This is a genomic window from Desertihabitans brevis, from assembly GCF_003327535.1.
GTDB lineage: Bacteria > Actinomycetota > Actinomycetes > Propionibacteriales > Propionibacteriaceae > Desertihabitans > Desertihabitans brevis.
On sequence record NZ_QOUI01000005.1, the window covers coordinates 199,161 to 222,965 of the forward strand.

Annotated in this window: 20 protein-coding genes; 13 read left to right on the plus strand and 7 right to left on the minus strand. The window is 71.9% G+C overall.

Annotated elements, in window-relative coordinates; genetic code table 11:
- The first annotated feature begins 1 nt into the window (after window position 1).
- The gene (gene rplL, locus DT076_RS09740; RefSeq protein WP_114126471.1) at window positions 2-397 is read left to right on the plus strand and encodes a 50S ribosomal protein L7/L12; all 396 of its coding nucleotides are present in this window, start codon (window positions 2-4) and stop codon (window positions 395-397) included.
- Between the two features lie 91 nt (window positions 398-488).
- Here the strand turns inward: rplL and DT076_RS09745 are convergent, their stop codons facing one another.
- Window positions 489-698 carry a hypothetical protein gene (locus DT076_RS09745; RefSeq protein ID WP_114126472.1) on the minus strand — a complete coding sequence of 70 codons (210 nt, stop codon included), beginning with the start codon at window positions 696-698 and terminating at the stop codon, window positions 489-491.
- 186 nt (window positions 699-884) lie between these two features.
- Here DT076_RS09745 and DT076_RS09750 point away from each other — a divergent pair, with 186 nt between their 5' ends.
- The 3 genes from DT076_RS09750 to DT076_RS09760 all read left to right on the plus strand — a co-directional run bounded on the left by DT076_RS09750 (window position 885) and on the right by DT076_RS09760 (window position 9,916).
- Window positions 885-2,150, plus strand: coding sequence for a helix-turn-helix domain-containing protein (locus DT076_RS09750; RefSeq protein WP_147264115.1), 1,266 nt, complete (start codon window positions 885-887; stop codon window positions 2,148-2,150).
- Window positions 2,151-2,418: 268 nt separating this feature from the next.
- Window positions 2,419-5,907, plus strand: coding sequence for a DNA-directed RNA polymerase subunit beta (gene rpoB / locus DT076_RS09755; RefSeq protein WP_158548101.1), 3,489 nt, complete (start codon window positions 2,419-2,421; stop codon window positions 5,905-5,907).
- 154 nt (window positions 5,908-6,061) lie between these two features.
- Window positions 6,062-9,916, plus strand: a complete 3,855-nt coding sequence (locus tag DT076_RS09760; RefSeq protein WP_114126475.1) for a DNA-directed RNA polymerase subunit beta' — start codon at window positions 6,062-6,064, stop codon at window positions 9,914-9,916.
- A 78-nt stretch (window positions 9,917-9,994) separates the two neighbouring features.
- Here DT076_RS09760 and DT076_RS09765 read toward each other — a convergent pair whose 3' ends face one another.
- The 5 genes from DT076_RS09765 to DT076_RS09785 form a co-directional block, all read right to left on the minus strand.
- A complete protein-coding gene (locus DT076_RS09765; protein WP_114126476.1) occupies window positions 9,995-10,459 on the minus strand; it encodes a tRNA (cytidine(34)-2'-O)-methyltransferase in 465 nt (154 codons plus the stop codon).
- Between the two features lie 42 nt (window positions 10,460-10,501).
- A complete protein-coding gene (locus tag DT076_RS09770) occupies window positions 10,502-11,173 on the minus strand; it encodes a response regulator (RefSeq protein ID WP_233493837.1) in 672 nt (223 codons plus the stop codon).
- Window positions 11,170-13,146: a sensor histidine kinase gene (locus DT076_RS09775; RefSeq protein ID WP_114126477.1), complete on the minus strand. Its 1,977-nt coding sequence runs from the start codon at window positions 13,144-13,146 to the stop codon at window positions 11,170-11,172. The genes DT076_RS09770 and DT076_RS09775 overlap by 4 nt, the downstream gene beginning before the upstream one ends.
- Before the next feature lie 25 nt (window positions 13,147-13,171).
- Window positions 13,172-13,870 carry a hypothetical protein gene (locus DT076_RS09780; protein WP_233493839.1) on the minus strand — a complete coding sequence of 233 codons (699 nt, stop codon included), beginning with the start codon at window positions 13,868-13,870 and terminating at the stop codon, window positions 13,172-13,174.
- A gap of 213 nt (window positions 13,871-14,083) precedes the next feature.
- The gene (locus DT076_RS09785) at window positions 14,084-14,926 is read right to left on the minus strand and encodes a pseudouridine synthase (RefSeq protein ID WP_199539099.1); all 843 of its coding nucleotides are present in this window, start codon (window positions 14,924-14,926) and stop codon (window positions 14,084-14,086) included.
- A 222-nt stretch (window positions 14,927-15,148) separates the two neighbouring features.
- On the opposite strand from DT076_RS09785, the gene DT076_RS09790 reads away from it, so the two are divergent.
- Window positions 15,149-15,880: a class I SAM-dependent methyltransferase gene (locus tag DT076_RS09790; RefSeq protein WP_114126597.1), complete on the plus strand. Its 732-nt coding sequence runs from the start codon at window positions 15,149-15,151 to the stop codon at window positions 15,878-15,880.
- On the opposite strand, the gene DT076_RS09795 is transcribed toward DT076_RS09790, so the two are convergent.
- Window positions 15,877-16,422 (minus strand): AAA family ATPase, encoded by a 546-nt coding sequence (locus DT076_RS09795; protein ID WP_114126479.1) that lies wholly within the window; start codon window positions 16,420-16,422, stop codon window positions 15,877-15,879. The two genes, DT076_RS09790 and DT076_RS09795, sit on opposite strands and share 4 nt — an antisense overlap.
- A gap of 81 nt (window positions 16,423-16,503) precedes the next feature.
- On the opposite strand from DT076_RS09795, the gene DT076_RS09800 reads away from it, so the two are divergent.
- The 8 genes from DT076_RS09800 (at window position 16,504) to fusA (ending at window position 23,703) form a co-directional block, all read left to right on the plus strand.
- Entirely contained in the window at window positions 16,504-16,917 is a 414-nt protein-coding gene (locus DT076_RS09800) for a VOC family protein (RefSeq protein WP_114126480.1), read from the plus strand.
- Window positions 16,918-16,970: 53 nt separating this feature from the next.
- The gene (modA, locus tag DT076_RS09805; protein WP_114126481.1) at window positions 16,971-17,720 is read left to right on the plus strand and encodes a molybdate ABC transporter substrate-binding protein; all 750 of its coding nucleotides are present in this window, start codon (window positions 16,971-16,973) and stop codon (window positions 17,718-17,720) included.
- Window positions 17,717-18,511, plus strand: a complete 795-nt coding sequence (locus tag DT076_RS09810) for an ABC transporter permease (RefSeq protein WP_114126482.1) — start codon at window positions 17,717-17,719, stop codon at window positions 18,509-18,511. Before modA ends, DT076_RS09810 begins: the two co-directional genes overlap by 4 nt.
- Window positions 18,505-19,554 (plus strand): ABC transporter ATP-binding protein, encoded by a 1,050-nt coding sequence (locus tag DT076_RS09815; protein WP_233493840.1) that lies wholly within the window; start codon window positions 18,505-18,507, stop codon window positions 19,552-19,554. The genes DT076_RS09810 and DT076_RS09815 overlap by 7 nt, the downstream gene beginning before the upstream one ends.
- 63 nt (window positions 19,555-19,617) lie before the next feature.
- Window positions 19,618-20,298: an MOSC domain-containing protein gene (locus tag DT076_RS09820; RefSeq protein WP_114126483.1), complete on the plus strand. Its 681-nt coding sequence runs from the start codon at window positions 19,618-19,620 to the stop codon at window positions 20,296-20,298.
- Window positions 20,299-20,666: 368 nt separating this feature from the next.
- Window positions 20,667-21,038 (plus strand): 30S ribosomal protein S12, encoded by a 372-nt coding sequence (gene rpsL / locus DT076_RS09825; RefSeq protein WP_114126484.1) that lies wholly within the window; start codon window positions 20,667-20,669, stop codon window positions 21,036-21,038.
- Window positions 21,038-21,508 (plus strand): 30S ribosomal protein S7, encoded by a 471-nt coding sequence (rpsG, locus tag DT076_RS09830; protein ID WP_114126485.1) that lies wholly within the window; start codon window positions 21,038-21,040, stop codon window positions 21,506-21,508. The genes rpsL and rpsG overlap by 1 nt, the downstream gene beginning before the upstream one ends.
- A gap of 98 nt (window positions 21,509-21,606) precedes the next feature.
- Window positions 21,607-23,703, plus strand: coding sequence for an elongation factor G (fusA, locus tag DT076_RS09835; RefSeq protein ID WP_114126486.1), 2,097 nt, complete (start codon window positions 21,607-21,609; stop codon window positions 23,701-23,703).
- The last annotated feature ends 102 nt before the right edge of the window (window positions 23,704-23,805 follow it).

The following is a 23,805-nucleotide window of genomic DNA, read 5'->3' on the forward strand; positions in this document are numbered from 1 at the left end:
CATGGCAAAGCTCAGCACCGAGGAGCTCCTCGACGCCTTCAAGGAGATGACCCTGATCGAGCTCTCCGAGTTCGTGAAGACCTTCGAGGAGACCTTCAACGTCACCGCCGCCGCCCCGGTGGCCGTCGCCGCGGCCCCGGCCGCCGGTGGTGCCGGTGGCGAGGCCGCCGCCGAGGAGGAGGGCAGCGACGAGGTCGACGTCGTCCTCGAGTCGGCCGGTGACAAGAAGATCCAGGTCATCAAGGAGGTGCGGGCCCTCACCAGCCTCGGCCTGAAGGAGGCCAAGGACCTGGTGGAGTCCGCTCCGAAGGCGATCCTGGAGAAGGTCAAGAAGGAGGACGCCGCCAAGGCCAAGGAGCAGCTCGAGGCCGCTGGCGCCAGCGTCAGCCTGAAGTGACCGCGCACCGGCTTGGCCGGTGAACGCACACGCAGAACGGCCCCGCACCCTCTCCGGAGGGGGCGGGGCCGTTCGGCGTCCCGGGGCGGGGTCAGTACCAGATGCCCTCGCCGTTGGCGGTGAGGCGGGAGTCGTCGGCACCGGCTGCGTACCAGATGCCCTCGCCGGCGGACTGGACGTCGGCCTTGTACCAGATGCCCTCTCCCGCGCGCTCGGTGCTGACGCCGGCTGCCGCGCCGGAGAGGAGGAGGCCGGCGGCGGCGACGGCCGCGACCACGATCTTGCGGGGGGTGATGCTCATACTCGGTCCTTTGCTGTCAGGTGGCGCGATCGGAGCAACCACGGCCGTGGGGCTTGACCAGCAGCGACCCACCCGATTGACTCGCTGTCAGGTTTGTCAAGCTCGCACCCCCAAGACTGGTTCATCACCGGCGGAGTTGGCAACCATCCGGAGCACCCCATTCGGAGACGAAGGACAGGAGGGATCGTGGCTGACACCGTCACGGTGACCCAGGACGCCGAGATCGGCCAGCGGCTGAAGCGGCTGCGCCGCGAGCGACAGCTCTCCCAGGCCGAGCTGGGCGGCGACCGCTTCACCGGCAGCTACGTCTCCCACGTCGAGAAGGGGCGTCGCCGGCTGAGCCCGGAGATGCTGGAGTACTTCGCCGAGCGGCTCGGGGTGGGCGTCGACGTCCTCACCGGCGACGGCGGGCCGACCGCGGCGGTCGGGGACGCCGACAAGGTGGTGGCCTTCCAGGAGGTGCAGCGGGCGATGGCCGCCCACGAGTTCGGCCGCGCCGCCCGGGCCGCGGAGGAGGCCGCCGAGGACGCCCGTGCCCGCGGCGACGCCGCCGACGCCTGGTCGCTCACCCTGCTGCGCGCCCGGGCGCTGTTCGAGGACGGCGACTACCACCACGCCTCGGAGGTGGCCTCGCGGCTGGCCGACGAGCCGCTCTCGCAGTACCTGCCCTACCTGCCGGTGGAGGCGCTGCTGGTGGCCGCCCGCAGCGCCCGCGCCGGAGGCGACCTCAGCACCGCGCTGGAGCGGGCCCAGCGGGCCACCGAGCTGCTCGACCGGCTGCCCAGCACCGACCTGCGCGCCGAGACCCTGGCCGTGCTCATCGGCGCGCTGATGGAGGTCGACGAGCTCGAGCAGGCGCGGACGGTGGCCGAGCAGCTGGCCGGGGTGGTCGACGACGTCCGCTCCGACCAGGTGCGCGGGCTGGCGCTGTGGGTCGTCGGCAACATGGACTTCCTCACCGGCCGGGTCGAGGACGGCCTGCGGCGCCACGCCCGGGCCGCGGAGCTGCTGCACCCGCAGGCCGACCTGCGGCTGTGGGGCCGGTTCCGCAAGGCGAGCGCGGTGGTCCGGCTGCAGAACCGGATGACCGAGGGGGTGGGGGAGCTGCTGGCGCAGGCCGGGGACGCGCTGCGGATCGTCGGCAACAGCAGCGACCTGGTCGAGCTCCGGCTGGCCGAGGCGCGGCTGTGGCTGCTGGAGGGTGACACCGTCCGGGCCCGCTCCACGGTGGAGTTCTGCCTGGCCGACGAGGGCCTGGCCGCCCAGCCGCACTCCCGCGCCGAGGCCGAGGCGCTGCTCGCCGACGTCGAGGCCGCCGACGGGCGGTCGGCGCAGGCGGCGGCGGCCTACCTGCGGGCCGCGCTGCGCTACGAGGAGGCCGGGGCCTACCGCCGCTCGGTCGACATGTGGCGCCGGCGGGCCGAGATCGCCGAGACCGAGGCCGCCTCCTGACCGGGGTGGACGCGGCCGGACACGCGCGGCGACTCCTTGCATCGTCTCTGGTGCTGGCTATGCTGATGCCACGAGCGGCGCTCCGCACCGGTCCTTCCGACGGGCGGGCTTGACCGCGGGATCTCGTCCTGCCCGAGTACTTGCATCGACGCTTGATCTGGCAGTACTCTGTGTTCTTGCCCCATGTGCTCTGACCACCCGTCTCTCTTGACACGGGTCCGTCATGGTGCCCAAGAACCGCTCAGCGAGTCTCGGAAGGACCAAACTGTTGGCCGCCTCGCGCACTGCCTCGAACACCAACGTCATCTCCCGCACCGGTCGCATCTCGTTCGCCAAGATCGCCGAACCCTTCGAAGTCCCTGACCTGCTCGACCTCCAGATCGACTCGTTCGACTGGCTGATCGGGAACGACGTGTGGCGCCAGCGGGTCGACAACGCGCTGGCCGAGGGGCGTTCCGACGTCAACCCGCGTTCGGGTCTGGAGGAGATCTTCGAGGAGATCTCGCCCATCGAGGACTTCAACCAGACGATGTCGCTGTCCTTCCGCGACCACCGCTTCGAGGACCCGAAGTTCTCCGTCGACGAGTGCAAGGAGCGTGACGTCACCTACGCCGCGCCGCTGTTCGTCACGGCCGAGTTCATGAACAACGAGACCGGCGAGATCAAGAGCCAGACCGTCTTCATGGGCGACTTCCCGCTGATGACGCGCAAGGGCACGTTCGTCATCAACGGCACCGAGCGGGTCGTGGTCTCCCAGCTGGTGCGCTCGCCCGGCGTCTACTTCGAGCAGACCCCGGACAAGACGTCGGACAAGGACATCTTCACCGCGAAGATCATCCCCTCCCGCGGCGCCTGGCTCGAGTTCGAGATCGACAAGCGCGACACCGTGGGCGTCCGCCTGGACCGCAAGCGCAAGCAGAACGTGACCGTGCTGCTCAAGGCGCTGGGCTGGAGCGACGAGAAGATCCTCGAGGAGTTCGGCCAGTACGAGTCGATGCGGCTCACCCTGGAGAAGGACCACACCACCACCCAGGACGAGGCGCTGCTCGACATCTACCGCAAGCTGCGCCCGGGCGAGCCGCCGACCCGCGACGCCGCCGAGACGCTGCTGCAGAACTACTACTTCAACGCCAAGCGCTACGACCTGGCCAAGGTCGGTCGCTACAAGATCAACAAGAAGCTCGGTCTCGACCTCCCGTTCGACACCCAGACGCTGACGATGGACGACATCGTCGCGACCATCCGCTACGTGGTCGCCCTGCACGAGGGCCAGCAGTACCTCGACGGGGCCGAGGGCGAGCAGACGGTGCTGGTCGAGGAGGACGACATCGACCACTTCGGCAACCGCCGGCTGCGCACCGTCGGTGAGCTGATCCAGAACCAGCTGCGCACCGGCCTGGGCCGGATGGAGCGCGTGGTCCGCGACCGGATGACCACCCAGGACATCGAGGCCATCACCCCGCAGACCCTCATCAACATCCGTCCGGTGGTCGCGGCGATGCGGGAGTTCTTCGGCACCTCGCAGCTGTCGCAGTTCATGGACCAGACCAACCCGGTGGCCGGGCTGACGCACAAGCGCCGGCTGTCGGCGCTGGGTCCGGGCGGTCTGTCCCGCGACCGCGCCGGCATGGAGGTCCGTGACGTCCACCCGTCGCACTACGGCCGGATGTGCCCGATCGAGACCCCCGAGGGTCCGAACATCGGTCTGATCGGCTCGCTGGCCTCCTTCGCCCGGGTGAACGCCTTCGGCTTCGTGGAGACCCCGTACCGCAAGGTCGTCGACGGCCGGGTCACCGACGAGGTGGAGTACCTCACCGCCGACGAGGAGGACCGCTACGTCACCGCCCAGGCGAACGCCGTGCTCAACGAGGACGGCACCTTCGCCGAGGAGCGGGTGCTGGTCCGCCAGCGCCACGGCAAGGTCGACACCATCCCCGGGGCGGAGGTCCAGTACATGGACGTCTCGCCGCGCCAGATGGTCTCGGTCGCCACCTCGCTGATCCCCTTCCTCGAGCACGACGACGCCAGCCGGGCCCTGATGGGGGCCAACATGCAGCGCCAGGCCGTGCCGCTGATCCGCAACGAGGCCCCCTTCGTCGGCACCGGCATGGAGTACCGCGGTGCCGTCGACGGCGGTGACGTGACGGTGGCCGACAAGGCCGGTGCGGTCACCTCGGTGAGCGCCGACCTGGTCGAGGTGGCCAACGAGGACGGCACCTACAGCAGCTACAAGCTGGCCAAGTTCCAGCGGTCCAACCAGGGCACCTCGATCAACCAGCGTCCGCTGGTCAAGGTCGGCGACTCCCTGGCCGCCGGCGACCCGATCGCCGACGGTCCGTGCACCGACGGTGCCGAGATCGCGCTGGGCCGCAACCTGCTGGTGGCGTTCATGCCGTGGGAGGGCCACAACTACGAGGACGCCATCATCCTGTCCCAGCGCCTCGTGCAGGACGACGTCCTCACCTCGATCCACATCGAGGAGCACGAGGTCGACGCCCGCGACACCAAGCTGGGCGCGGAGGAGATCACCCGCGACATCCCCAACGTCAGCGAGGAGATGCTGGCCAACCTCGACGAGCGCGGCATCATCCGCGTCGGCGCCGAGGTGAGCACCGGCGACATCCTGGTCGGCAAGGTGACCCCGAAGGGCGAGACCGAGCTGACCCCGGAGGAGCGGCTGCTGCGCGCGATCTTCGGCGAGAAGGCGCGTGAGGTCCGCGACACCTCGATGAAGGTGCCGCACGGCGAGTCCGGCACCGTCATCGGGATCCGGGTCTTCGACCGCGAGGACGACGACGAGCTCAACCCCGGCGTCAACCAGCTGGTGCGGGTCTACGTCGCCCAGAAGCGCAAGATCTCCGACGGTGACAAGCTCGCCGGCCGCCACGGCAACAAGGGCGTCATCGCGAAGATCCTCCCGGTCGAGGACATGCCGTTCCTCGAGGACGGCACCCCGGTCGACATCGTGCTCAACCCGCTGGGTGTGCCGAGCCGGATGAACGTCGGCCAGGTGCTGGAGACCCACCTCGGGTGGGTGGCCAAGACCGGCTGGGACATCACCGACGTGGACGAGCCCTGGGCCGAGCGGCTGCGCTCGGTCGGGCTGGGTCGCGTGGAGGGCGACCAGCGGCTGGCGACGCCGGTCTTCGACGGCGCCACCGAGACCGAGCTGAGCGGTCTGCTGGCCCACGGCCTGCCGACCCGCGACGGGCAGAAGCTCGTCGACGGCACCGGCAAGGCCCGGCTCTTCGACGGCCGCTCCGGCGAGCCGTACCCCGAGCCGGTGGGGGTCGGCTACATGTACATGCTGAAGCTCGACCACCTGGTGGACAACAAGATCCACGCGCGTTCGACCGGTCCGTACTCGATGATCACCCAGCAGCCGCTCGGTGGTAAGGCGCAGTTCGGTGGTCAGCGGTTCGGCGAGATGGAGGTGTGGGCGCTCGAGGCCTACGGCGCCGCCTGGGCCCTGCAGGAGCTGCTCACCATCAAGTCCGACGACGTGGCCGGCCGCGTCAAGGTCTACGAGGCCATCGTCAAGGGCGAGAACATCCCCGAGCCGGGCATCCCCGAGTCGTTCAAGGTGCTGGTGAAGGAGATGAAGTCCCTCTGCCTGAACGTGGAGGTGCTGTCCTCCGACGGCAACCTGATCGACCTGCGGGACTCCGAGGAGGACAGCTACCGCGCCTCCGACGACCTCGGCATCGACCTCTCCCGCCGCCCCGGCGAGTCCTTCGCCGGCGTCGACGAGGTCTGAGCACCCCCGACCGGGACGGGCCACCGTCCCGGTCGGCAGGCCGACGAGACCACAGCTGAACAAGGATCGGGGTCCCGCCCCGACCACCCGGACTTGACGTCAGTTTTCAAGCACGAACGGATACCTTCCGTTCGTAGAAAAGAGATCAAGCAACGTGCTCGACGTGAACTTCTACGACAAGCTGCGCATCGGCCTCGCCACCGCCGACGAGATCCGCGGCTGGTCGCACGGTGAGGTCAAGAAGCCCGAGACGATCAACTACCGCACGCTCAAGCCGGAGCGTGAGGGCCTGTTCTGCGAGCGGATCTTCGGTCCGACGCGGGACTGGGAGTGCTACTGCGGCAAGTACAAGCGCGTCCGCTTCAAGGGCATCATCTGCGAGCGCTGCGGCGTCGAGGTGACCCGTTCCAACGTGCGTCGCGACCGGATGGGCCACATCGAGCTGGCGGCCCCGGTCACCCACATCTGGTACTTCAAGGGTGTGCCCAGCCGGCTGGGCTACCTGCTCGACATCGCCCCGAAGGACCTGGAGAAGGTCATCTACTTCGCGGCCTACATGATCACCTCCGTCGACGAGGAGGCCCGCCACCGCGACCTGCCGTCGCTGGAGGGCAAGATCGAGGTCGAGCGCAAGAACCGCGCCCAGCGTCGCGACGCCGACATCGAGAACCGGATGAAGAAGCTCGAGGAGGACATGGCCGCCCTCGAGGAGGAGGGGGCCAAGGCCGACGCCAAGCGCAAGGTCCGCGAGGGCGCCGAGCGCGAGGTCAAGCAGCTGCGCGACCGCGCCCAGCGCGAGCTCGACCGGATCGACGCGGTCTGGGACCGGTTCAAGAACCTCAAGGTGCAGGACCTCGAGGGCGACGAGATCCTCTACCGCGAGATGAAGGCCCGCTTCGGCAAGTACTTCGAGGGCTCGATGGGTGCCGACGCGATCCAGAAGCGTCTGCAGTCCTTCGACCTGCAGGCCGAGGCCGAGTCGCTGAAGAACACCATCCAGACCGGCAAGGGCCAGCGCAAGACCCGCGCCCTCAAGCGTCTCAAGGTGGTCTCGGCCTTCCTCACCACCGAGAACAGCCCCACCGGCATGGTGCTGGACTGCGTCCCGGTGATCCCGCCGGACCTGCGCCCGATGGTGCAGCTGGACGGTGGCCGCTTCGCGACGTCGGACCTGAACGACCTGTACCGCCGCGTCATCAACCGCAACAACCGGCTGAAGCGGCTGCTCGACCTCGGTGCCCCCGAGATCATCGTCAACAACGAGAAGCGGATGCTGCAGGAGGCCGTCGACTCGCTGTTCGACAACGGCCGCCGCGGCCGTCCGGTCACCGGGCCGGGCAACCGTCCGCTGAAGTCGATCTCGGACATGCTCAAGGGCAAGCAGGGCCGGTTCCGTCAGAACCTGCTCGGCAAGCGCGTCGACTACTCGGGCCGTTCGGTCATCGTGGTCGGCCCGCAGCTCAAGCTGCACCAGTGCGGTCTGCCCAAGGCGATGGCGCTGGAGCTGTTCAAGCCCTTCGTCATGAAGCGGCTGGACGACCTCAACCACGCCCAGAACATCAAGTCCGCCAAGCGGATGGTCGAGCGCCAGCGTCCGGTCGTGTGGGACGTGCTGGAGGAGGTCATCGCCGAGCACCCGGTGCTGCTGAACCGGGCGCCCACGCTGCACCGCCTGGGCATCCAGGCCTTCGAGCCGCAGCTCATCGAGGGCAAGGCGATCCAGATCCACCCGCTGGTCTGCACCGCCTTCAACGCCGACTTCGACGGTGACCAGATGGCGGTCCACCTGCCGCTGAGCGCCGAGGCCCAGGCCGAGGCCCGGATCCTCATGCTGTCGACGAACAACATCCTCAAGCCGGCCGACGGCCGTCCGGTGACCATGCCCACCCAGGACATGATCATCGGGCACTACTTCCTCACCATGCAGCGCGATGGCGTGGCCGGTGAGGGGCGGGCGTTCAGCAGCACGTCGGAGGCCGTGATGGCCTTCGACCGCGGTGAGCTCGCCATCGGTGCCACGGTGCGGATCCGGATGACCGACTACGTCGCCAGCACCGGCGCGGAGCCGGTGGCCAAGCTGGTCGAGACCACCCTGGGCCGGGCCCTGTTCAACGAGGCCCTGCCGGCGGACTACCCCTTCGTCAACCACGAGGTGGGCAAGAAGCAGCTGGGTCAGATCGTCAACGACCTGGCCGAGCGCTACCCGAAGGTCGAGGTGGCCAGCACGCTGGACAACCTCAAGGACCTGGGCTTCCGCTGGGCCACCCGTTCCGGTGTCACCGTCTCGATCAGCGACGTCTCCACCCCGCCGACCAAGCCGCAGCTGCTGGCCGGCTACGAGGAGCGCGCGACCAAGATCGACAAGCAGTACGAGCGCGGTCTGATCACCGACGAGGAGCGCCGGGGCGAGCTCATCGAGCTCTGGAACGACGCCACCGCGAAGCTCGGCCAGGAGATGGAGGCCAACTTCGAGTCGACCAACCCGATCTACATGATGGTGCACTCCGGGGCGCGCGGGAACATGGTGCAGATGCGCCAGATCGCCGCCATGCGAGGGCTCGTGGTGAACCCGAAGGGCGACATCATCGAGCGGCCGATCAAGTCCAACTTCCGTGAGGGCCTGTCGGTGCTGGAGTACTTCATCTCGACCCACGGTGGTCGTAAGGGCCAGGCCGACACCGCGCTGCGGACGGCCGACTCGGGCTACCTGACCCGTCGTCTGGTCGACGTCTCCCAGGACGTCATCATCCGCGAGGAGGACTGCGGCACCGAGCGCGGCCTGACCAAGGTCATCGCACAGGCGCCGGACGGTGACGAGAACGGTCCGCTGGTGGTTGATGAGAACGTCGAGAGCGCGGTCTACGCCCGCACCCTCGCCGTCGACGTCACCGACGAGAACGGGGAGGTGCTGCTGCCGGCTGGGGTCGACCTGGGTGACGTCAACATCGCCCGCCTGGTCGCCTCCGGGGTCCGGACCGTCAAGGTGCGCAGCGTGCTCACCTGCGAGGCCGCCACCGGCACCTGCTCGAAGTGCTACGGGCGCTCGCTGGCCACCGGCAAGCTGGTGGACGTCGGTGAGGCCGTCGGCATCGTCGCGGCGCAGTCGATCGGTGAGCCCGGCACCCAGCTGACGATGCGCACCTTCCACACCGGTGGTGTGGCCGGTGACGACATCACCCAGGGTCTGCCGCGTGTGGTCGAGCTCTTCGAGGCCCGTCAGCCCAAGGGCAAGGCGCCGATCGTGGAGACCTCGGGTCGCGTCCGGATCGAGGAGGGGGACCGCAGCCGCACCGTCGTGCTGACCCCCGACGACGGCTCGGAGGAGATCGAGTACCCGGTGGGCCGTCGTGCCCGGCTGCTGGTGGAGGACGGCGACACCGTCCAGCTCGGCCAGCAGATCACCGCCGGCACCCAGGACCCGCAGGACGTCCTGCGCGTCCTCGGCGTCCGCAAGGTGCAGGAGCACCTGGTGGACGAGGTGCAGGCCGTGTACCGCACGCAGGGTGCCCCGATCCACGACAAGCACATCGAGATCATCATCCGGCAGATGCTGCGCCGGGTGACCGTGATCGAGTCCGGTGACACCACCATGCTGGCCGGCGACCTGGTCGACCGGCAGGCCTTCGAGGCGGAGAACCGCCGGGTGAAGGCCGAGGGTGGGCAGCCGGCGTCCGGTCGTGCGGTGCTGATGGGCATCACCAAGGCCTCGCTCGCGACCGAGTCGTGGCTGTCGGCCGCCTCCTTCCAGGAGACGACCAAGGTGCTCACCGACGCGGCGATCCACGGCAAGTCCGACTCCCTGGTCGGTCTGAAGGAGAACGTCATCCTCGGCAAGCTGATCCCGGCCGGCACCGGTCTGGACCGCTACCGCAACATCAAGGTGGAGCCCACCGAGGAGGCCAAGGCGATGGCGTACTCGATGAGCTACGAGCCCTACGACTACGACTTCGGCTCGGGCTCGGGTGCGGCGGTGCCGCTGGAGGAGTTCGACCTCGGCGACTACCGCTGAGCCAGGCTCACCCGCTCGCGAGGGGCGGTCCGGACCATCCGGGCCGCCCCTCGCGGCGTTCCCGGTCGCCGGGCGGGGTCAGCTGAAGTCGTGCTGGCGCCAGGCCTCGTAGACGGCGATCGAGGCGGCGTTGGCCAGGTTGAGCGAGCGGCGGCCGGGCAGCATCGGGATGCGGACCCGCTCGGTGACCCGCTCGTCGGCGAGCACCTCGGGGTCGAGGCCGGTGGGCTCGGGGCCGAACAGCAGCACGTCACCGGGCCGGTAGGCGATGTCGGTGTGCCGGGTGGTGGCGCGCGCGGTGAAGGCCAGCACCCGGGCGGGCAGCAGCGCGGCGTAGGCCGCCTCGAGGTCGTCGTGGACGGTGAAGCTGGCCAGCTCGTGGTAGTCCAGCCCGGCCCGCTTGAGCCGGGTGTCGGTGAGCTCGAAGCCGAGCGGTCCGGCCAGGTGCAGCGGCGCCCCGGTCACCGCGGCCAGCCGGATCGCGTTCCCGGAGTTCTGCGGGATGCGGGGGGAGTGGAACAGGATCCGGACGGGGCAGGCCATGGACACAGTCTCCCGCCCCCCGGACGGTGCCGCCGACCGCGTTCAACCCCCGCCCAGGCCGCCCTCCCGGGCCCGGACGATGGCCACCGAACGGTTCGGCACGCCGAGCTTGGTGAGCACGTTGGAGACGTGGTTGCGCACGGTCTTGGGGCTGAGCACCAGCCGGCGGGAGATCGCGGTGTTGTCCAGGCCGCGGGCCATCAGGTCGAGCACCTCCCGCTCCCGGTCGCTGAGCTCGGGGAACGGCAGCCGGACGGCGGTGCGTCCTGAGACCAGCGCCGACAGCGCCCGGGCGGCCACCTCCGGACCGAGGATCACCTCGCCGTTGGCCACCGCCCGGACCGCGCGCTCCACCTCGGCCGGTCCGGCGGTCTTCAGCAGGTAGCCACGGGCCCCGGCGCGCACCGCCGCGACCACCGCCTCGTCCTCCTCGCTGGAGGTGATGACGAGGACGGCGAGCGCGGGCCGGAGCCGGACGAGCTCGCGGGTGAGCTGGATGCCCGACTCCGCGCCGAGGTGCAGGTCCATCAGCACCACGTCGGTGTCGTCGCGCACCTGCTGGTGCGCGGCCGCGGCGTCGGCGGCCTGCCCGGTCACCCGCACACCGGGCAGGGAGGACAGCAGCCCGGTCATGCCGAGCCGGAACAGCGGGTGGTCGTCGACCACCACGACGCGGATCGGCTCGCCGCCGGCCACTGGCGTCCCGGTGCTCACGACCGCGCCGCCGTCGCCGGGGCGACCGGGACGCCCTCGGTCGCGGGGGTCAGCGGCAGCACCGCCTCGACCACGGTGCCGTGCGGGTCGGCAGGCCCGCGGGTGAAGCTGCCGCCGAGCTCCTCGGCCCGCTCCCGCATCGCCCGGGTGCCGACGCCGGCGGCTGCCGTCGCGGGGACGCCGACGCCGTCGTCGCGGCAGCGCACCCGCAGCGCGTCGTCGCCGACGGTGACCTCGATGTCGCAGCCGGTCGCGCCGCTGTGCCGCGCCGCGTTGAGGACGGCCTCGCTGGCGATGCCGTAGGCGGCGGCGGCCAGGGGTGCGGGCAGGTCGGCGCCGACCTCGGCGCGCAGCCGCACCTCGAACCCGGCCGCGGCCTGACGCGTGACGAGCTCGCTCAGCGCGGCTTCGAGCCCGAGCTCCTCCAGCACCGGCGGCAGCAGCGTCCGAGCGACGGTCCGGACGTCCTCGATCCGCCGGTCGAGCTCCTCCTGCAGGGTGTGCAGCATCGCCCGCGCTGCCGCCGGGTCGCTGTCGACGGTGTTGGCCACCCCGGCCAGCCCCAGCCGCAGGCCGGCCAGCCACGGGCCGAGCCCGTCGTGCAGCTCGCGCCGGACCACCCGTCGCTCCTGCAGCCGGGCGGTGGTCAGCCGGCGGCGGCTCTGCTCGAGGTCGCGGGCGGTGCGGGTGAGCACCAGGCCGGAGGCCACCACCGACGCCAGCTCCTCCAGCGCCCGCCGGGTGCGGGTGTCGAGGGCCTCGCCGGGCCGGGCGGTGGCGACCAGCGTGCCCACCGGGCCGGTGCTGGAGGCGAGCGGGACCGACAGCGCGGTCCCGGTCGGGGTGCCCCAGGCGGCGAGCACCTGCCCCTGCTCCGAGCGCAGGGTCACCGACTCCAGCCGGAGCGCGGTGCCGACCGTCTCCACCAGGGAGGACAGCAGCAGGTCGGGGTCGGAGGCCCGGCCCAGAGCGGTGCCCATCCGGCTCGCGGTACGCCACGGGTCGTCCGCCACCCCGTAGACCATCCGGTGCACCTGGCGCTCGAACCGGTGCCGCAGCGGCTGGGCCAGCAGCACCACCGCGGCGGCGGCGGCCGCCTGGGCGATCCAGGCCGCCGGCACCAGCCGTCCGAGCGCGGCCGTCACCGCTGCGTAGACGACGGCCAGCCCGAGGGTGAGCACGGCGGCCAGCAACGCACGGGAGACCGCGAGCTCGATACCCCACAGCCGCTGCCGCAGCACCACCGACAGCACGGCGGCCGGGAACAGCGCCTGGCAGGCCAGGTGCAGCACCGGCGTCACCCACGACGGGGCCAGCGGCACCATCACCGGCACGAACGACAGCGCCATCACCGCGGTGCCGACCGCCAGCCAGCCCAGACCGACCGCCTCCGCCTCCGGCGAGCGGCGGCGTCGCAGCTCGACACCCACCGCGGTCACCAGCCCGTACAGCACCGCCGCGCCGAACGCCGCCATCAGCACCCGGACGTCGAGGAGCACCGACGACACCAGGGTCGCCGCGGTCAGCACCGCCCCGACCGCCGGACCCCACCAGGCCCGTCCCAGCGGCCGCTCGCGGACCAGCCAGGGCACCACGAGGAACAGCGCCAGCGTGCCGGGCACCCAGGCCAGGCCGAACCAGTCCCCGAACGGGCCCGCCTCCAGCGCGCGGGTGTGGGCGTAGGTCCGCCAGCCGCCGGCCAGCGCGGCCAGGCCGCCGCCGATGCTGGTCAGCGCGAGCAGGTAGGCGACCGGGTGGCGCCGGCGCCACAGCACCACGCCGGCGGTGGCGCCGTAGACCAGACCCACGGTGGCGTCGACGAGCAGGAACAGCTCGTCGTCCAGCGCACTCGGGCCGGCCACCGCGAAGAGCAGCAGCCCCGCGAGCGCCAGCAGCCAGGCGGTTCCCCCGAGGAACACCGCCTGGCGCGGGGCCCCGGACGCCGCGCGCCCGGGACCGTCCACCGCTGTCATGGCTGAACTGTAGGGAGCCGCACCGTCATCGCGCGACGGGTTCTCCGCGGAGCATCACCAGACCCGTGACGAGCAGCCACAGCGGGCCGAGGAAGCCGGCCATGTACTGCAGCGGGGAGAGCCCGAAGAGCACCATCAGCCCACCCAGCACCAGGCTGGCCACGCCGAGGGCCCGCGGGGCCGCCCCGTGCCGGACGGCGGCGACCCCGAGGGCGATCGCGCTCACCCCGGCGGTCACCCACAGCCACGGGATGGTGGCGATCCAGTGGGAGTAGAAGGACACGTCGGTGGCGACCATGAGCTCCGGTGTGGCGAGCCCGAAGACGAACTCGGTGTCCAGGCCCGAGCCGAGCACCAGCACGGCGGAGAGCACCACCAGCGCGGTGGAGGCCACGGCCGGCAGCAGCGAGCGGGCCGGTGCCTGCCCGGCCAGGCGACGGTGCAGCCCGGCGGCGAAGGGGATCAGCAGCAGCGCGGCCGCGACGGTGGCGACGTGGAAGCCGACCAGCTGCGGGACGTAGCCGCCGAGGTGCTCCTGGACCGACTCCGCGGTCGGCGGGTTGGCCGGGTCGAAGACGGGGCCGGCCGACATCGACAGCCAGATCCCGACGCCGCCGGCCAGGCCGGCCAGGGCGCCGGCGACGGCCCAGCCGCGACCGGGACGCGGGACCCCGCTGGGGGTCTCGCCCTGGCGGCGGGGCGAGCTGGTGATGGGTGCGGACATGGTGTTCTCCTCCTGCCCGTCGCGACCACCGTGGCCGCCTCCCCGGGCTACGAGGACGATGCTGGGCCGCCCGGCGTCCCGGCCGGCAGGGCGCGGTGTCCCGTCCTGCCGGGACGTCCGACCGGGACACCCGAGCGGGTGCCGAGGGCGGCCACACGCCCCCACCCAGCGCCCTGACCCTGTCGAAGCCCGTCCGCGGAGGTGCGCCCGTGCTCAGCCGGCCGCGTCCACGACGGGGTCGGCGAGGGCGCCCAGCCGGCGGGTGCTGCGGAAGCGGCGGGGGGTGCCGTCGACCGGGTCGGGGAAGGCGAGCTCGGCGGCCAGCAGCTGCATCGGCCGGCTGAAGTCGTCGACGTCGATCTCGCGGACGTCGGGGTAGAGCGGGTCGTCGACGATCGGGATGCCGAGACCGAGCAGGTGCAGCCGGAGCTGGTGGGTGCGCCCCGTGCGCGGGGTCAGCCGGTAGTGCCCGAGCCCGTCGACCACCCGCTCCAGCTCCACCAGCGTCTCGGCGTTGGGCGCCGAGCCGGGCACCACCTCCGCCTGCAGCACGCCCCGCTCCTTGCGCAGGTGGTTGCGCACCACCACCGGCAGCTCCAGGTCCTCGCGCACCGGGGCGAGGGCGCGGTAGCGCTTCTCGACCAGCCGCTGCTCGAACAGCGACTGGTACGGCCCGCGCCAGCGCCGCTCGGTGGTGAGCAGCAGGACGCCGGCGGTGCCGCGGTCCAGCCGGTGCGCCGGGGCGAGCTCGGGCAGCCCGAGCTCCTGCCGCAGCCGCACCACCACGCTCTGCGTGACGTGGCGTCCCCGCGGGATCGAGGACAGGAACGGCGGCTTGTCCACCACGACGACCCGCTCGTCGCGGTGCAGCACCGGCAGCCCGCCCGGCACGGCCGGCTCGGCCCGCAGCTCGCGGTGGAACCAGACGAAGGTGTGCGGACGGTAGGCGTCCCCGGCCCGCACCGGGGTGCCGTCGGCGTAGACGAGACGGCCCGCGGCCAGCATCGCGGCCACTGCGGCGTCGGCGTGCAGGCGCTGCTCCAACCAGGCGCCCATGGTCGACCAGGGCGGGGCGGCGGGTCCGCGGTCGGGGGTGCGCACCCACGCCGCGTCCAGCCCGTGGCGGCGGGGCAGCGGAGAGCGTGGCGGCACGGGCGGATGCTACGCGGGGCGCCCACCGCGCCGCGTCGACCGCGCGGACGACCCGACGACCACGCGGCTCTCCAGGGGGCGGAAAACCGGGTGCGCCCGCGGGCGGTGCCGGTGTGGGCTGGGCCCGTGCCCGACGCGATCTTCGCCGACCCCCGGCTGGCCGCGGTCTACGACGCCCTGGACGCCGACCGCAGCGACCTCGACGTCTACGAGCGCCTGCTGGTCGACGAGCTCGGGGCCCGGTCGGTGCTCGACGTCGGGTGCGGCACCGGCAGCCTGGCCGTGCGGCTGGCCCGGCGCGGGCTGGACGTGGTCGGGGTCGACCCGGCCGCGGCCTCGGTCGACGTCGCCCGTGCCAAGCCGGACGCCGACCGCGTGCGCTGGGTCGTCGGCACCGTCCCCGACGTGCTGCCGCTGCAGGTGGACGCCGCCACCCTCACCGGCAACGTCGCCCAGGTGTTCCTCACCGACGCCGACTGGCTCGCCACGCTGCGGGCGGTCCGCGCGGCGCTGCGTCCCGGCGGCGTGGTGGTGCTCGAGGCGCGCCGTCCGGAGGTGCGGGCGTGGGAGGGCTGGACCGAGCCGCTGACCCGGCAGCGGGTGCGCACGGCGCACGGGCTGGTGGAGCGGTGGAGCGAGGTCACCGCCGTCGACGGCGAGCTGGTGACCTTCAGCTCCCCGACCACCTTCTCCGCCGACGGCACCCGGGTGGCGTCGACGTCGACCCTGCGGTTCCGCCCGCGGACGGCGGTCGAGGCCTCGCTGGTCGAGGCCGGGCTGGAGCTGCGGGACGTCCGCGACGCCCCCGACCGCCCCGGGCTGGAGTGGGTGTACCTCGCGCGGCGGCCCGCGGGCTAGACCCTGGCCAGCTCCAGGTGCTCGAGGATGTCGTCGACGGTCTCGTCGGGGGTCTGGGCGCTGGAGTCCAGCCAGTACCCGATGTGCGCGGTCTCGGTGCGCAGGGCCGCGTCGAAGGCCACCGGGGTGAAGTGGTGGTAGCCGCGCTTGGCCCGCTGCTGCTCCCGCTCGGTCAACGCGGAGACGGTGGGGGAGAGCACGACCAGGTAGCGGCGCGGGGTCTGCACCTGCTGGATGAAGCGGCCCAGCTCGGCGCCGACGATGACGTCCTGGACGATGGCGTCGAAGCCGGCCTCGGCGTAGGTGTCGGCGACGTGGGCGGCCAGCCGGTAGCGCAGGTGCAGCTGGGCCAGCGCGGCCTCGGTGGGCTGCATCGTCATGTCCACCCGGCCGTTGATGACCATCTTGCGGAAGGTGTCGCCGCGGACGTGCACCGAGCGCTCGAGCCGGTGGGCCAGCAGCTCGGCCACGGTGGACTTGCCCGACGCCATCGCACCGGTGATGATGATGACCCGACCCGGTGCCGCGTCGTCTGCGCTCATGGGCCCAATCTCCCACACCGGTGTGCCGCTCCGGTGACCCGCGCCGTGACGCGCAGGCGGTGTCGCTGGCAGGATGCCAGCATGACCGGTGACCACCCCAGGCTGCTCACCACCGTCCTCGACGCCGAGGACGTGCGCGGGCTGGCCGAGTTCTACCGCGAGCTGCTCGGCCTGGTGTACCGCGCCGGCGACGAGGTGCCCGACGGCCCGGACACCGCCGACTTCCTCGTCCTGACCGAGCCCGACGGCACCCGTCGGCTGGCCTTCCAGCAGGTCGACCGGCTGCCCCGCGCGACCTGGCCGGAGTCGTCGCAGGTGCCGCAGCAGCTGCACCTCGACCTGGTCGTCGACGACGTCGCCGCACTGGACCGGCAGCACCAGCGGGCGACCGCGCTCGGGGCGACCCAGCTGCTGGACCGCACCGACGACCCGGAGGAGCCGCTGCGGGTCTACGCCGACCCGGCCGGCCACCCGTTCTGCATCTTCGTCGGCTGAGCGCGGCCCGGCGTAGTCTCCCGGCTGCGGGCGGGAGAGGGGAGGACGGCCGGATGAGGATGCTCCGAGGCGCGGTCGTCGTGGTCGGCGTCCTCGGCCTGCTGGCGAGCACCTCGGCCTGCGCCGCCGAGGAGGAGCCGCTGGTGGTCAGCGCCGCGGCGTCCCTGACCGACGTGCTGCCCCGGATCGGTGAGCGGTTCGCCGCCGGGCACGACGGCCCAGAGATCGTCTACGACTTCGCCGGCAGCTCGACGCTGGCCGAGCAGATCCGCCAGGGCAGCCCGAGCGACGTCTTCGTCTCGGCCGACGTGGCGGTGATGGACCAGCTGGCCGACGTGCCGGCGGTCGGCGAGCCGGTGGTGGTGGCGAGCAACGTGCTGCAGGTGGCGGTGCCGCCGGGCAACCCGGCCGGCGTCACCGGGCTGGCCGACTTCGGACGTCCGGAGCTGCGGCTGGTCGCCTGCGCGCCCGAGGTGCCCTGCGGCTCGGCCGCCGAGCAGGTCTTCGCCGCGGCCGGGGTGACCCCCGCGCTGGACAGCGAGGAGACCGACGTCCGCGCCGTGGTGACCAAGGTCGGCCAGGACGAGGCCGACGCCGGGCTCGTCTACCGCACCGACGTCATCGCCGCCGGCGGCCGGGTCGAGGGCGTCGACGTGGCGGAGGCAGCGGCCGTGGTCAACGAGTACCCGGCGGCCCCGCTCACCGGTGGCGCCCACCCCGAGGAGGGCCGGCAGCTGGTTGAGTTCCTCACCGGGCCGGAGGCCCAGCAGCTGCTGGCCGAGGCGGGTTTCGGGCCGCCGTGACCCCCCGGCCGCTGGGACGTCCACCCTGGCCGCTGCTGCTGGCGGCCGGGCTCGCCCTGCTCTGGTTGACGGTGCCGCTGCTCGGGCTGCTGGTGCGGGCCCCCTGGCCGCGGGCGGCCGGGCTGCTGGCCGAGCCGGAGGCGCTGCAGGCGCTCGGACTGTCCCTCGGCACCGCCACCGTGGCCACCGTCGTGGTGCTGCTGCTCGGCGTCCCGCTGGCCTGGGTGCTGTCGCGGCCGGGGCTGCCGGGTGCGGGTGTGCTACGCGCCCTGGTCACGGTGCCGCTGATCCTGCCGCCGGTGGTCGGCGGTGTCGCGCTGCTCACCGTGCTGGGCCGCTCCGGTCTGCTGGGGGCGCCCCTGCACGAGGCGACCGGGCTGGCCCTGCCGTTCACCCCGGCCGCGGTGGTGGTGGCCCAGGTCTTCGTCGGGCTGCCGTTCCTCGTGCTCTCGGTGGAGGGCAGCCTCCGCGCGCTGGACCCGCGCTCGGAGGAGGTGGCGGCCACCCTGGGTGCCAGCGCCGGCTACACCTTCACCCGGGTGACGCTGCCGACGGTAGCCCCCGGCGTGCTGGCTGGGGCGGTGCTGGCCTGGGCCCGGGCGCTGGGGGAGTTCGGCGCCACCATCACCTTCGCCGGCAACTTCCCGGGACGCACCCGGACGGTGCCGCTGGAGGTCTACCTCGCGCTGCAGAGCGACCCCGACGCGGCGGTGCTGCTGTCGGTGGTGCTGATGGCGGTGTCGCTGGTGGTGCTGGTGCTGCTGCGCGGACGGTGGGTGAACCGGTGGTGAGGTCGCTGCGGGTGGACGTCGCGGTCGGCCGTCCGGAGTTCGAGGTCGAGGTGGCCTGCCACGTCGACCCCGGGGAGGTGGTGGCCCTGGTCGGGCCGAACGGGGCGGGCAAGTCGACGCTGCTGCGCGCGGTGGCCGGGCTCGAGCCGTGCCGGGGCACCGTCCACCTGGGCGAGCAGCGGCTGCACGACCTGCCGGCCCGCGACCGCCAGGTCGGCCTGGTCTTCCAGGACCCGCTGCTCTTCGGCCACCTCAGCGCCACCGACAACGTCGCCTTCGGCCTCCGGGCGGGCGGCGTCGGCCGGCGGGAGGCCCGCACCCGTGCCCGCGCGCTGCTGGCGTCCTGGGGGCTGGTCGAGCTGGCCGACCGGCCGGGACGCCGGCTGTCGGGCGGGGAGGCGCAGCGGGTCGCGCTGGCCCGGGCGGTCGCCGCCGGCCCGCACGCGCTGCTGCTGGACGAGCCGCTGGCCGCCCTGGACGCCCGCACCCGGCTGGTCACCCGCGGCGAGCTGCGGGTCCGGCTGGCCGAGCTCGGCGTCCCCACCCTGCTGGTCACCCACGACCCGGTGGACGCCGCCGTGCTGGCCGACCGGGTGGTGGTGCTGGAGCAGGGGCGGGTCGTCCAGGAGGGCACCCCAGCGGAGGTGTCGCGGCGTCCCGCCACCGACTACGTGGCCCGGCTGGTCGGGGTGAACCTGCTGACCGGCACCGCCGAGGGGACCCGGGTCACCTGCACCTCCGGGCTGGTGCTGCACCTCGCCTCACCGGCCTCCGGCCCGGTGCACTGCGTGGTCCGCCCGACCGCGGTCTCGGTGTTCTCCCAGCGCCCGGTCGGCAGCCCGCGCAACGTCTTCGAGGGCATCCTGCGCGGGATGGCCCCGCACGGCGACGGCGTCCGGCTGGACGTCCAGCTGGTCTCCGGCGACCGGGTGCACGCCGAGGTGACACCGGCCGCGGTGGCCGACCTCGGGCTCGGCACGGCCACCCCGCTGTGGGTGGCGGTGAAGGCGAACGAGATCGAGGTGCAGACCCGGGCGGGCTGACCAGCCCACGGACGCCGTCGCGGGCGGCGGAGGAGGGCGGTCCCGGCCGGTACGGTGTCGTCCATGACTCGCGTGCTCTCGGTGAACGTGGGACGCGCCGCGCCCAACCCCTACAAGGACGCCCTCACCACCGGCATCGACAAGCGCCCGGTGGACGGACCGGTCGAGGTGCGCGCGCCCGGGCCCAAGCACGGCGGTCTGGGCAGCGGGGTGGTCGGCGACCACATCGGCGACCGCAAGCACCACGGCGGGGACGAGCAGGCGGTCTACGCCTACGCCCGGGAGGACCTCGACCGCTGGGAGGGCCGGCTGGAGCGCGAGCTGGCCAACGGCGTGTTCGGCGAGAACCTCACCACCAGCGGGATCGCGCTGGAGGACTGCCGGTTGGGCGAGCGCTGGCGCGTCGGCACCTGCGAGCTGGTGGTGACGGTGCCGCGGATCCCGTGCTCGACCTTCCGCGGCTGGCTGGACGTCCGGGGCTGGCTGCGGAAGTTCACCGCCGACGCCCGTCCCGGCACCTACCTCTCCGTCGCCGTGCCCGGCGAGGTCACGGCCGGCGACGCCGTGGAGGTGCTGCACCGCCCCGACCACGACGTCACGGTCGAGCAGGCCTTCCTGGCCATCATCACCCGCCCCGACCTCGCCCCGTCCCTGCTCGACGCCGAGCCGCACCTCACCCCCGAGCTCCGCCGCACCGCGCTCCGCCGCGCCCGCCGCGCCGCCGAGGACGCCCCCACCCCCTGAACCGCCCAGCGCCCTGAGCCTGTCGACGCGTCGTCCTGAGCCCGTCGACGGGGCGGCCCACCCCGACCCCCGCACGCCCCGCCCCGGCCGCACGACTCGCCGGGTGCCGACCGACCCAGGCGCCGCCAGGACGTGCGAGAGTGGTCCGTCCGGCGCTCTTTTGACCCTCGCGGGGGTGCCGGGTAACCTTTGTCCTTGTGTTCGGCGTGCCCGAACCCATGTGCGTGCCCGCGGCGTCGGCGAACCTCGAGGATCGCTCCCCGTCGGAGCCCGTACGGCAGTCCTCGCTCTGAACCGCTCCTGGTGATGGCGGGCGGTCTGCGCCCCATCAGCAGGAGAACAGCCGACGTAGGAAAGAGATTCACCCGGTGCCAACGATCCAGCAGCTGGTCCGCAAGGGCCGCGCCGAGAAGGTCAGCAAGAACAAGACCCCCGCCCTCCGGGGTGCGCCGCAGCGCCGTGGCGTGTGCACGCGCGTCTACACCGTCCCGCCGAAGAAGCCGAACTCGGCCCTGCGGAAGGTCGCGCGCGTCAAGCTGTCCAGCGGTGTGGAGGTGACCGCCTACATCCCCGGTGTCGGTCACAACCTGCAGGAGCACTCGATGGTGCTGGTGCGCGGTGGCCGTGTGAAGGACCTGCCGGGTGTCCGCTACAAGATCATCCGCGGCTCCCTCGACACCCAGGGTGTCAAGAACCGCAAGCAGGCTCGCAGCCGCTACGGCGCGAAGAAGGAGAAGTAATGTCTCGCAAGGGTCCGGCCCCCAAGCGGCCTGTCCTCGTCGACCCCGTCTACGGCTCGCCGCTGGTCAGCCAGCTGGTCAGCAAGGTGCTGCAGGACGGCAAGAAGACCATCGCCCAGGGCATCGTCTACACCGCGATGGAGGGCACCCGCGCCAAGACCGGCGTCGACCCGGTGCAGACCCTCAAGCGCGCGCTGGACAACGTCAAGCCGGCGCTGGAGGTGCGCAGCCGCCGCGTCGGTGGCGCGACCTACCAGGTGCCGATCGAGGTCAAGCCGGCCCGCTCCAACACCCTGGCCATGCGCTGGCTCGTGAGCTTCGCCCGGCAGCGTCGCGAGAAGACCATGTCCGAGCGGCTGATGAACGAGATCCTGGACGCCTCCAACGGCCTCGGGGCCGCGGTGAAGCGTCGCGAGGACACCCACAAGATGGCCGAGGCCAACAAGCCCTTCGCTCACTACCGCTGGTGAGCCGACGCGACCCCGTGCGTGATCCGCACGGGGTCGCACCCGCCACCGGGTCGCACCCGGTACCCCCTCACGATCACAGATAGAGGTTGAACGCTTCCGTGGCTGTCGACATCAAGACCGACCTGGGCAAGGTCCGCAACATCGGGATCATGGCCCACATCGACGCGGGCAAGACCACCACCACCGAGCGGATCCTGTTCTACACCGGGATCAACTACAAGATCGGCGAAGTCCACGACGGTGGCGCCACGATGGACTGGATGGAGCAGGAGCAGGAGCGCGGCATCACGATCACGTCCGCCGCGACGACCTGCCACTGGAAGGACCACCAGATCAACATCATCGACACCCCGGGGCACGTCGACTTCACCGTCGAGGTGGAGCGCTCCCTGCGCGTGCTCGACGGTGCCGTGGCGGTCTTCGACGGGGTCGCCGGTGTGGAGCCGCAGAGCCAGACGGTGTGGCGGCAGGCCGACCGCTACCGGGTGCCGCGGATCTGCTTCATCAACAAGCTGGACCGCACCGGTGCCTCCTTCGACTACTGCGTCGGCACCATCCGCAGCCGGCTGAACGCGGTGGCCGCGGTGATGCAGCTGCCGATCGGCGCCGAGGCCGACTTCCTGGGCGTCGTCGACCTGGTCAACATGCGGGCGCTGACCTGGCGCGGCGAGACCACGATCGGTGAGGACTACGAGGTCGAGGCCATCCCCGCCGACATGGTCGAGCAGGCCGAGGCCGCGCGCAACGAGCTCATCGAGACCGTCGCCGACCACGACGACGAGCTGATGGAGCTGTACCTGGAGGGTGAGGAGATCACCGGCGAGGTGCTGCAGCACGCGGTCCGCCGCGCCGTGCTGTCCAGCTCGATCACCGCCGTCTTCTGCGGCACCGCCTTCAAGAACAAGGGCGTGCAGCCGCTGCTCGACGCGGTCATCCACTACCTGCCGTCCCCGATCGACGTGCCCGCCATCGACGGCTTCAAGCCCGGTGACGAGACGGTCGAGATCCACCGCAAGCCGGCCGACTCCGAGCCGTTCTCCGCGCTGGCCTTCAAGATCGCCGCCGACCCGCACCTGGGCAAGCTGACCTACGTGCGGATCTACTCGGGCAAGCTCGAGGCCGGCACGCAGGTGCTCAACAGCACCAAGCAGCGCAAGGAGCGGATCGGCAAGATCTACCAGATGCACGCCAACAAGCGTGAGGAGATCGCCTCGGTCGGTGCCGGTCAGATCGTCGCCGTGATGGGTCTGAAGGACACCACCACCGGTGAGACGCTGAGCGACGCCAACGACCCGGTGGTGCTGGAGTCGATGGACTTCCCGGCTCCGGTGATCGAGCAGGCCATCGAGCCGAAGACCAAGTCCGACCAGGAGAAGCTGTCCGCGGCCATCCAGCGGCTGGCCGAGGAGGACCCGACGTTCCGCGTCCACACCGACGAGGAGACCGGGCAGACCATCATCGCCGGCATGGGCGAGCTGCACCTCGAGGTGCTGATCGACCGGATGAAGCGCGAGTTCCGGGTCGAGGCCAACATCGGCAAGCCCCAGGTGTCCTACCGCGAGACCCTGCGCCGTCCGGTGGAGAAGGTGGAGTACACCCACAAGAAGCAGTCCGGTGGGTCGGGCCAGTACGGCCGCGTCATCATCTCCCTGGAGCCGCAGGAGCCGGGCTCGGGCTACGAGTTCGTCAACGCGATCACCGGTGGCCGCATCCCCAAGGAGTACATCCCCGCGGTCGACCAGGGCATCCAGGAGGCCATGGCCTTCGGTGTGCTGGCCGGCTACCCGGTCGAGGACATCAAGGTGACGCTGACCGACGGCGCCTACCACGACGTCGACTCCTCCGAGCTGGCCTTCAAGATCGCCGGTTCGATGGTCTTCAAGGAGGCCGCCCGCCGCGCCGACCCGGCCCTGCTGGAGCCGATGATGGCCGTCGAGGTGACCACCCCCGAGGACTACCTGGGCACCGTCATCGGTGACCTCAACTCGCGTCGCGGGCAGGTGCAGTCGATGGAGGACGTGCACGGCAACAAGGTCGTCAAGGCCCTCGTCCCGCTCTCGGAGATGTTCGGCTACGTCGGCGACCTGCGGTCCAAGACCTCGGGCCAGGCGTCGTACTCGATGGAGTTCCACTCCTACGCCGAGACGCCGAAGAACGTCTCCGACGAGATCATCGCGAAGTCGCGCGGAGAGTGAGGTGGACGGCGTCGGAGCCGGTTTGACCTGACCGACGCCGTACACAAAACTTGGTCCGGTCCTCGGATCGACCGAGCAGTCAGAAACCCAGAATCGCCGCGC

Bases quoted from the DNA above. Each gene is read 5' to 3' on its own strand.
- DT076_RS09820 (WP_114126483.1), top strand. From the start codon at position 19,618: ATGACTCGCGTGCTCTCGGTGAACGTGGGACGCGCCGCGCCCAACCCC.
- DT076_RS09780 (WP_233493839.1), bottom strand. From the start codon at position 13,870: ATGTCCGCACCCATCACCAGCTCGCCCCGCCGCCAGGGCGAGACCCCC.
- DT076_RS09745 (WP_114126472.1), bottom strand. From the start codon at position 698: ATGAGCATCACCCCCCGCAAGATCGTGGTCGCGGCCGTCGCCGCCGCC.
- DT076_RS09765 (WP_114126476.1), bottom strand. From the start codon at position 10,459: ATGGCCTGCCCCGTCCGGATCCTGTTCCACTCCCCCCGCATCCCGCAG.
- DT076_RS09795 (WP_114126479.1), bottom strand. From the start codon at position 16,422: ATGAGCGCAGACGACGCGGCACCGGGTCGGGTCATCATCATCACCGGT.
- DT076_RS09800 (WP_114126480.1), top strand. From the start codon at position 16,504: ATGACCGGTGACCACCCCAGGCTGCTCACCACCGTCCTCGACGCCGAG.
- DT076_RS09785 (WP_199539099.1), bottom strand. From the start codon at position 14,926: ATGGGCGCCTGGTTGGAGCAGCGCCTGCACGCCGACGCCGCAGTGGCC.
- rpsG (WP_114126485.1), top strand. From the start codon at position 21,038: ATGTCTCGCAAGGGTCCGGCCCCCAAGCGGCCTGTCCTCGTCGACCCC.
- modA (WP_114126481.1), top strand. From the start codon at position 16,971: ATGAGGATGCTCCGAGGCGCGGTCGTCGTGGTCGGCGTCCTCGGCCTG.
- DT076_RS09775 (WP_114126477.1), bottom strand. From the start codon at position 13,146: ATGACAGCGGTGGACGGTCCCGGGCGCGCGGCGTCCGGGGCCCCGCGC.
- rplL (WP_114126471.1), top strand. From the start codon at position 2: ATGGCAAAGCTCAGCACCGAGGAGCTCCTCGACGCCTTCAAGGAGATG.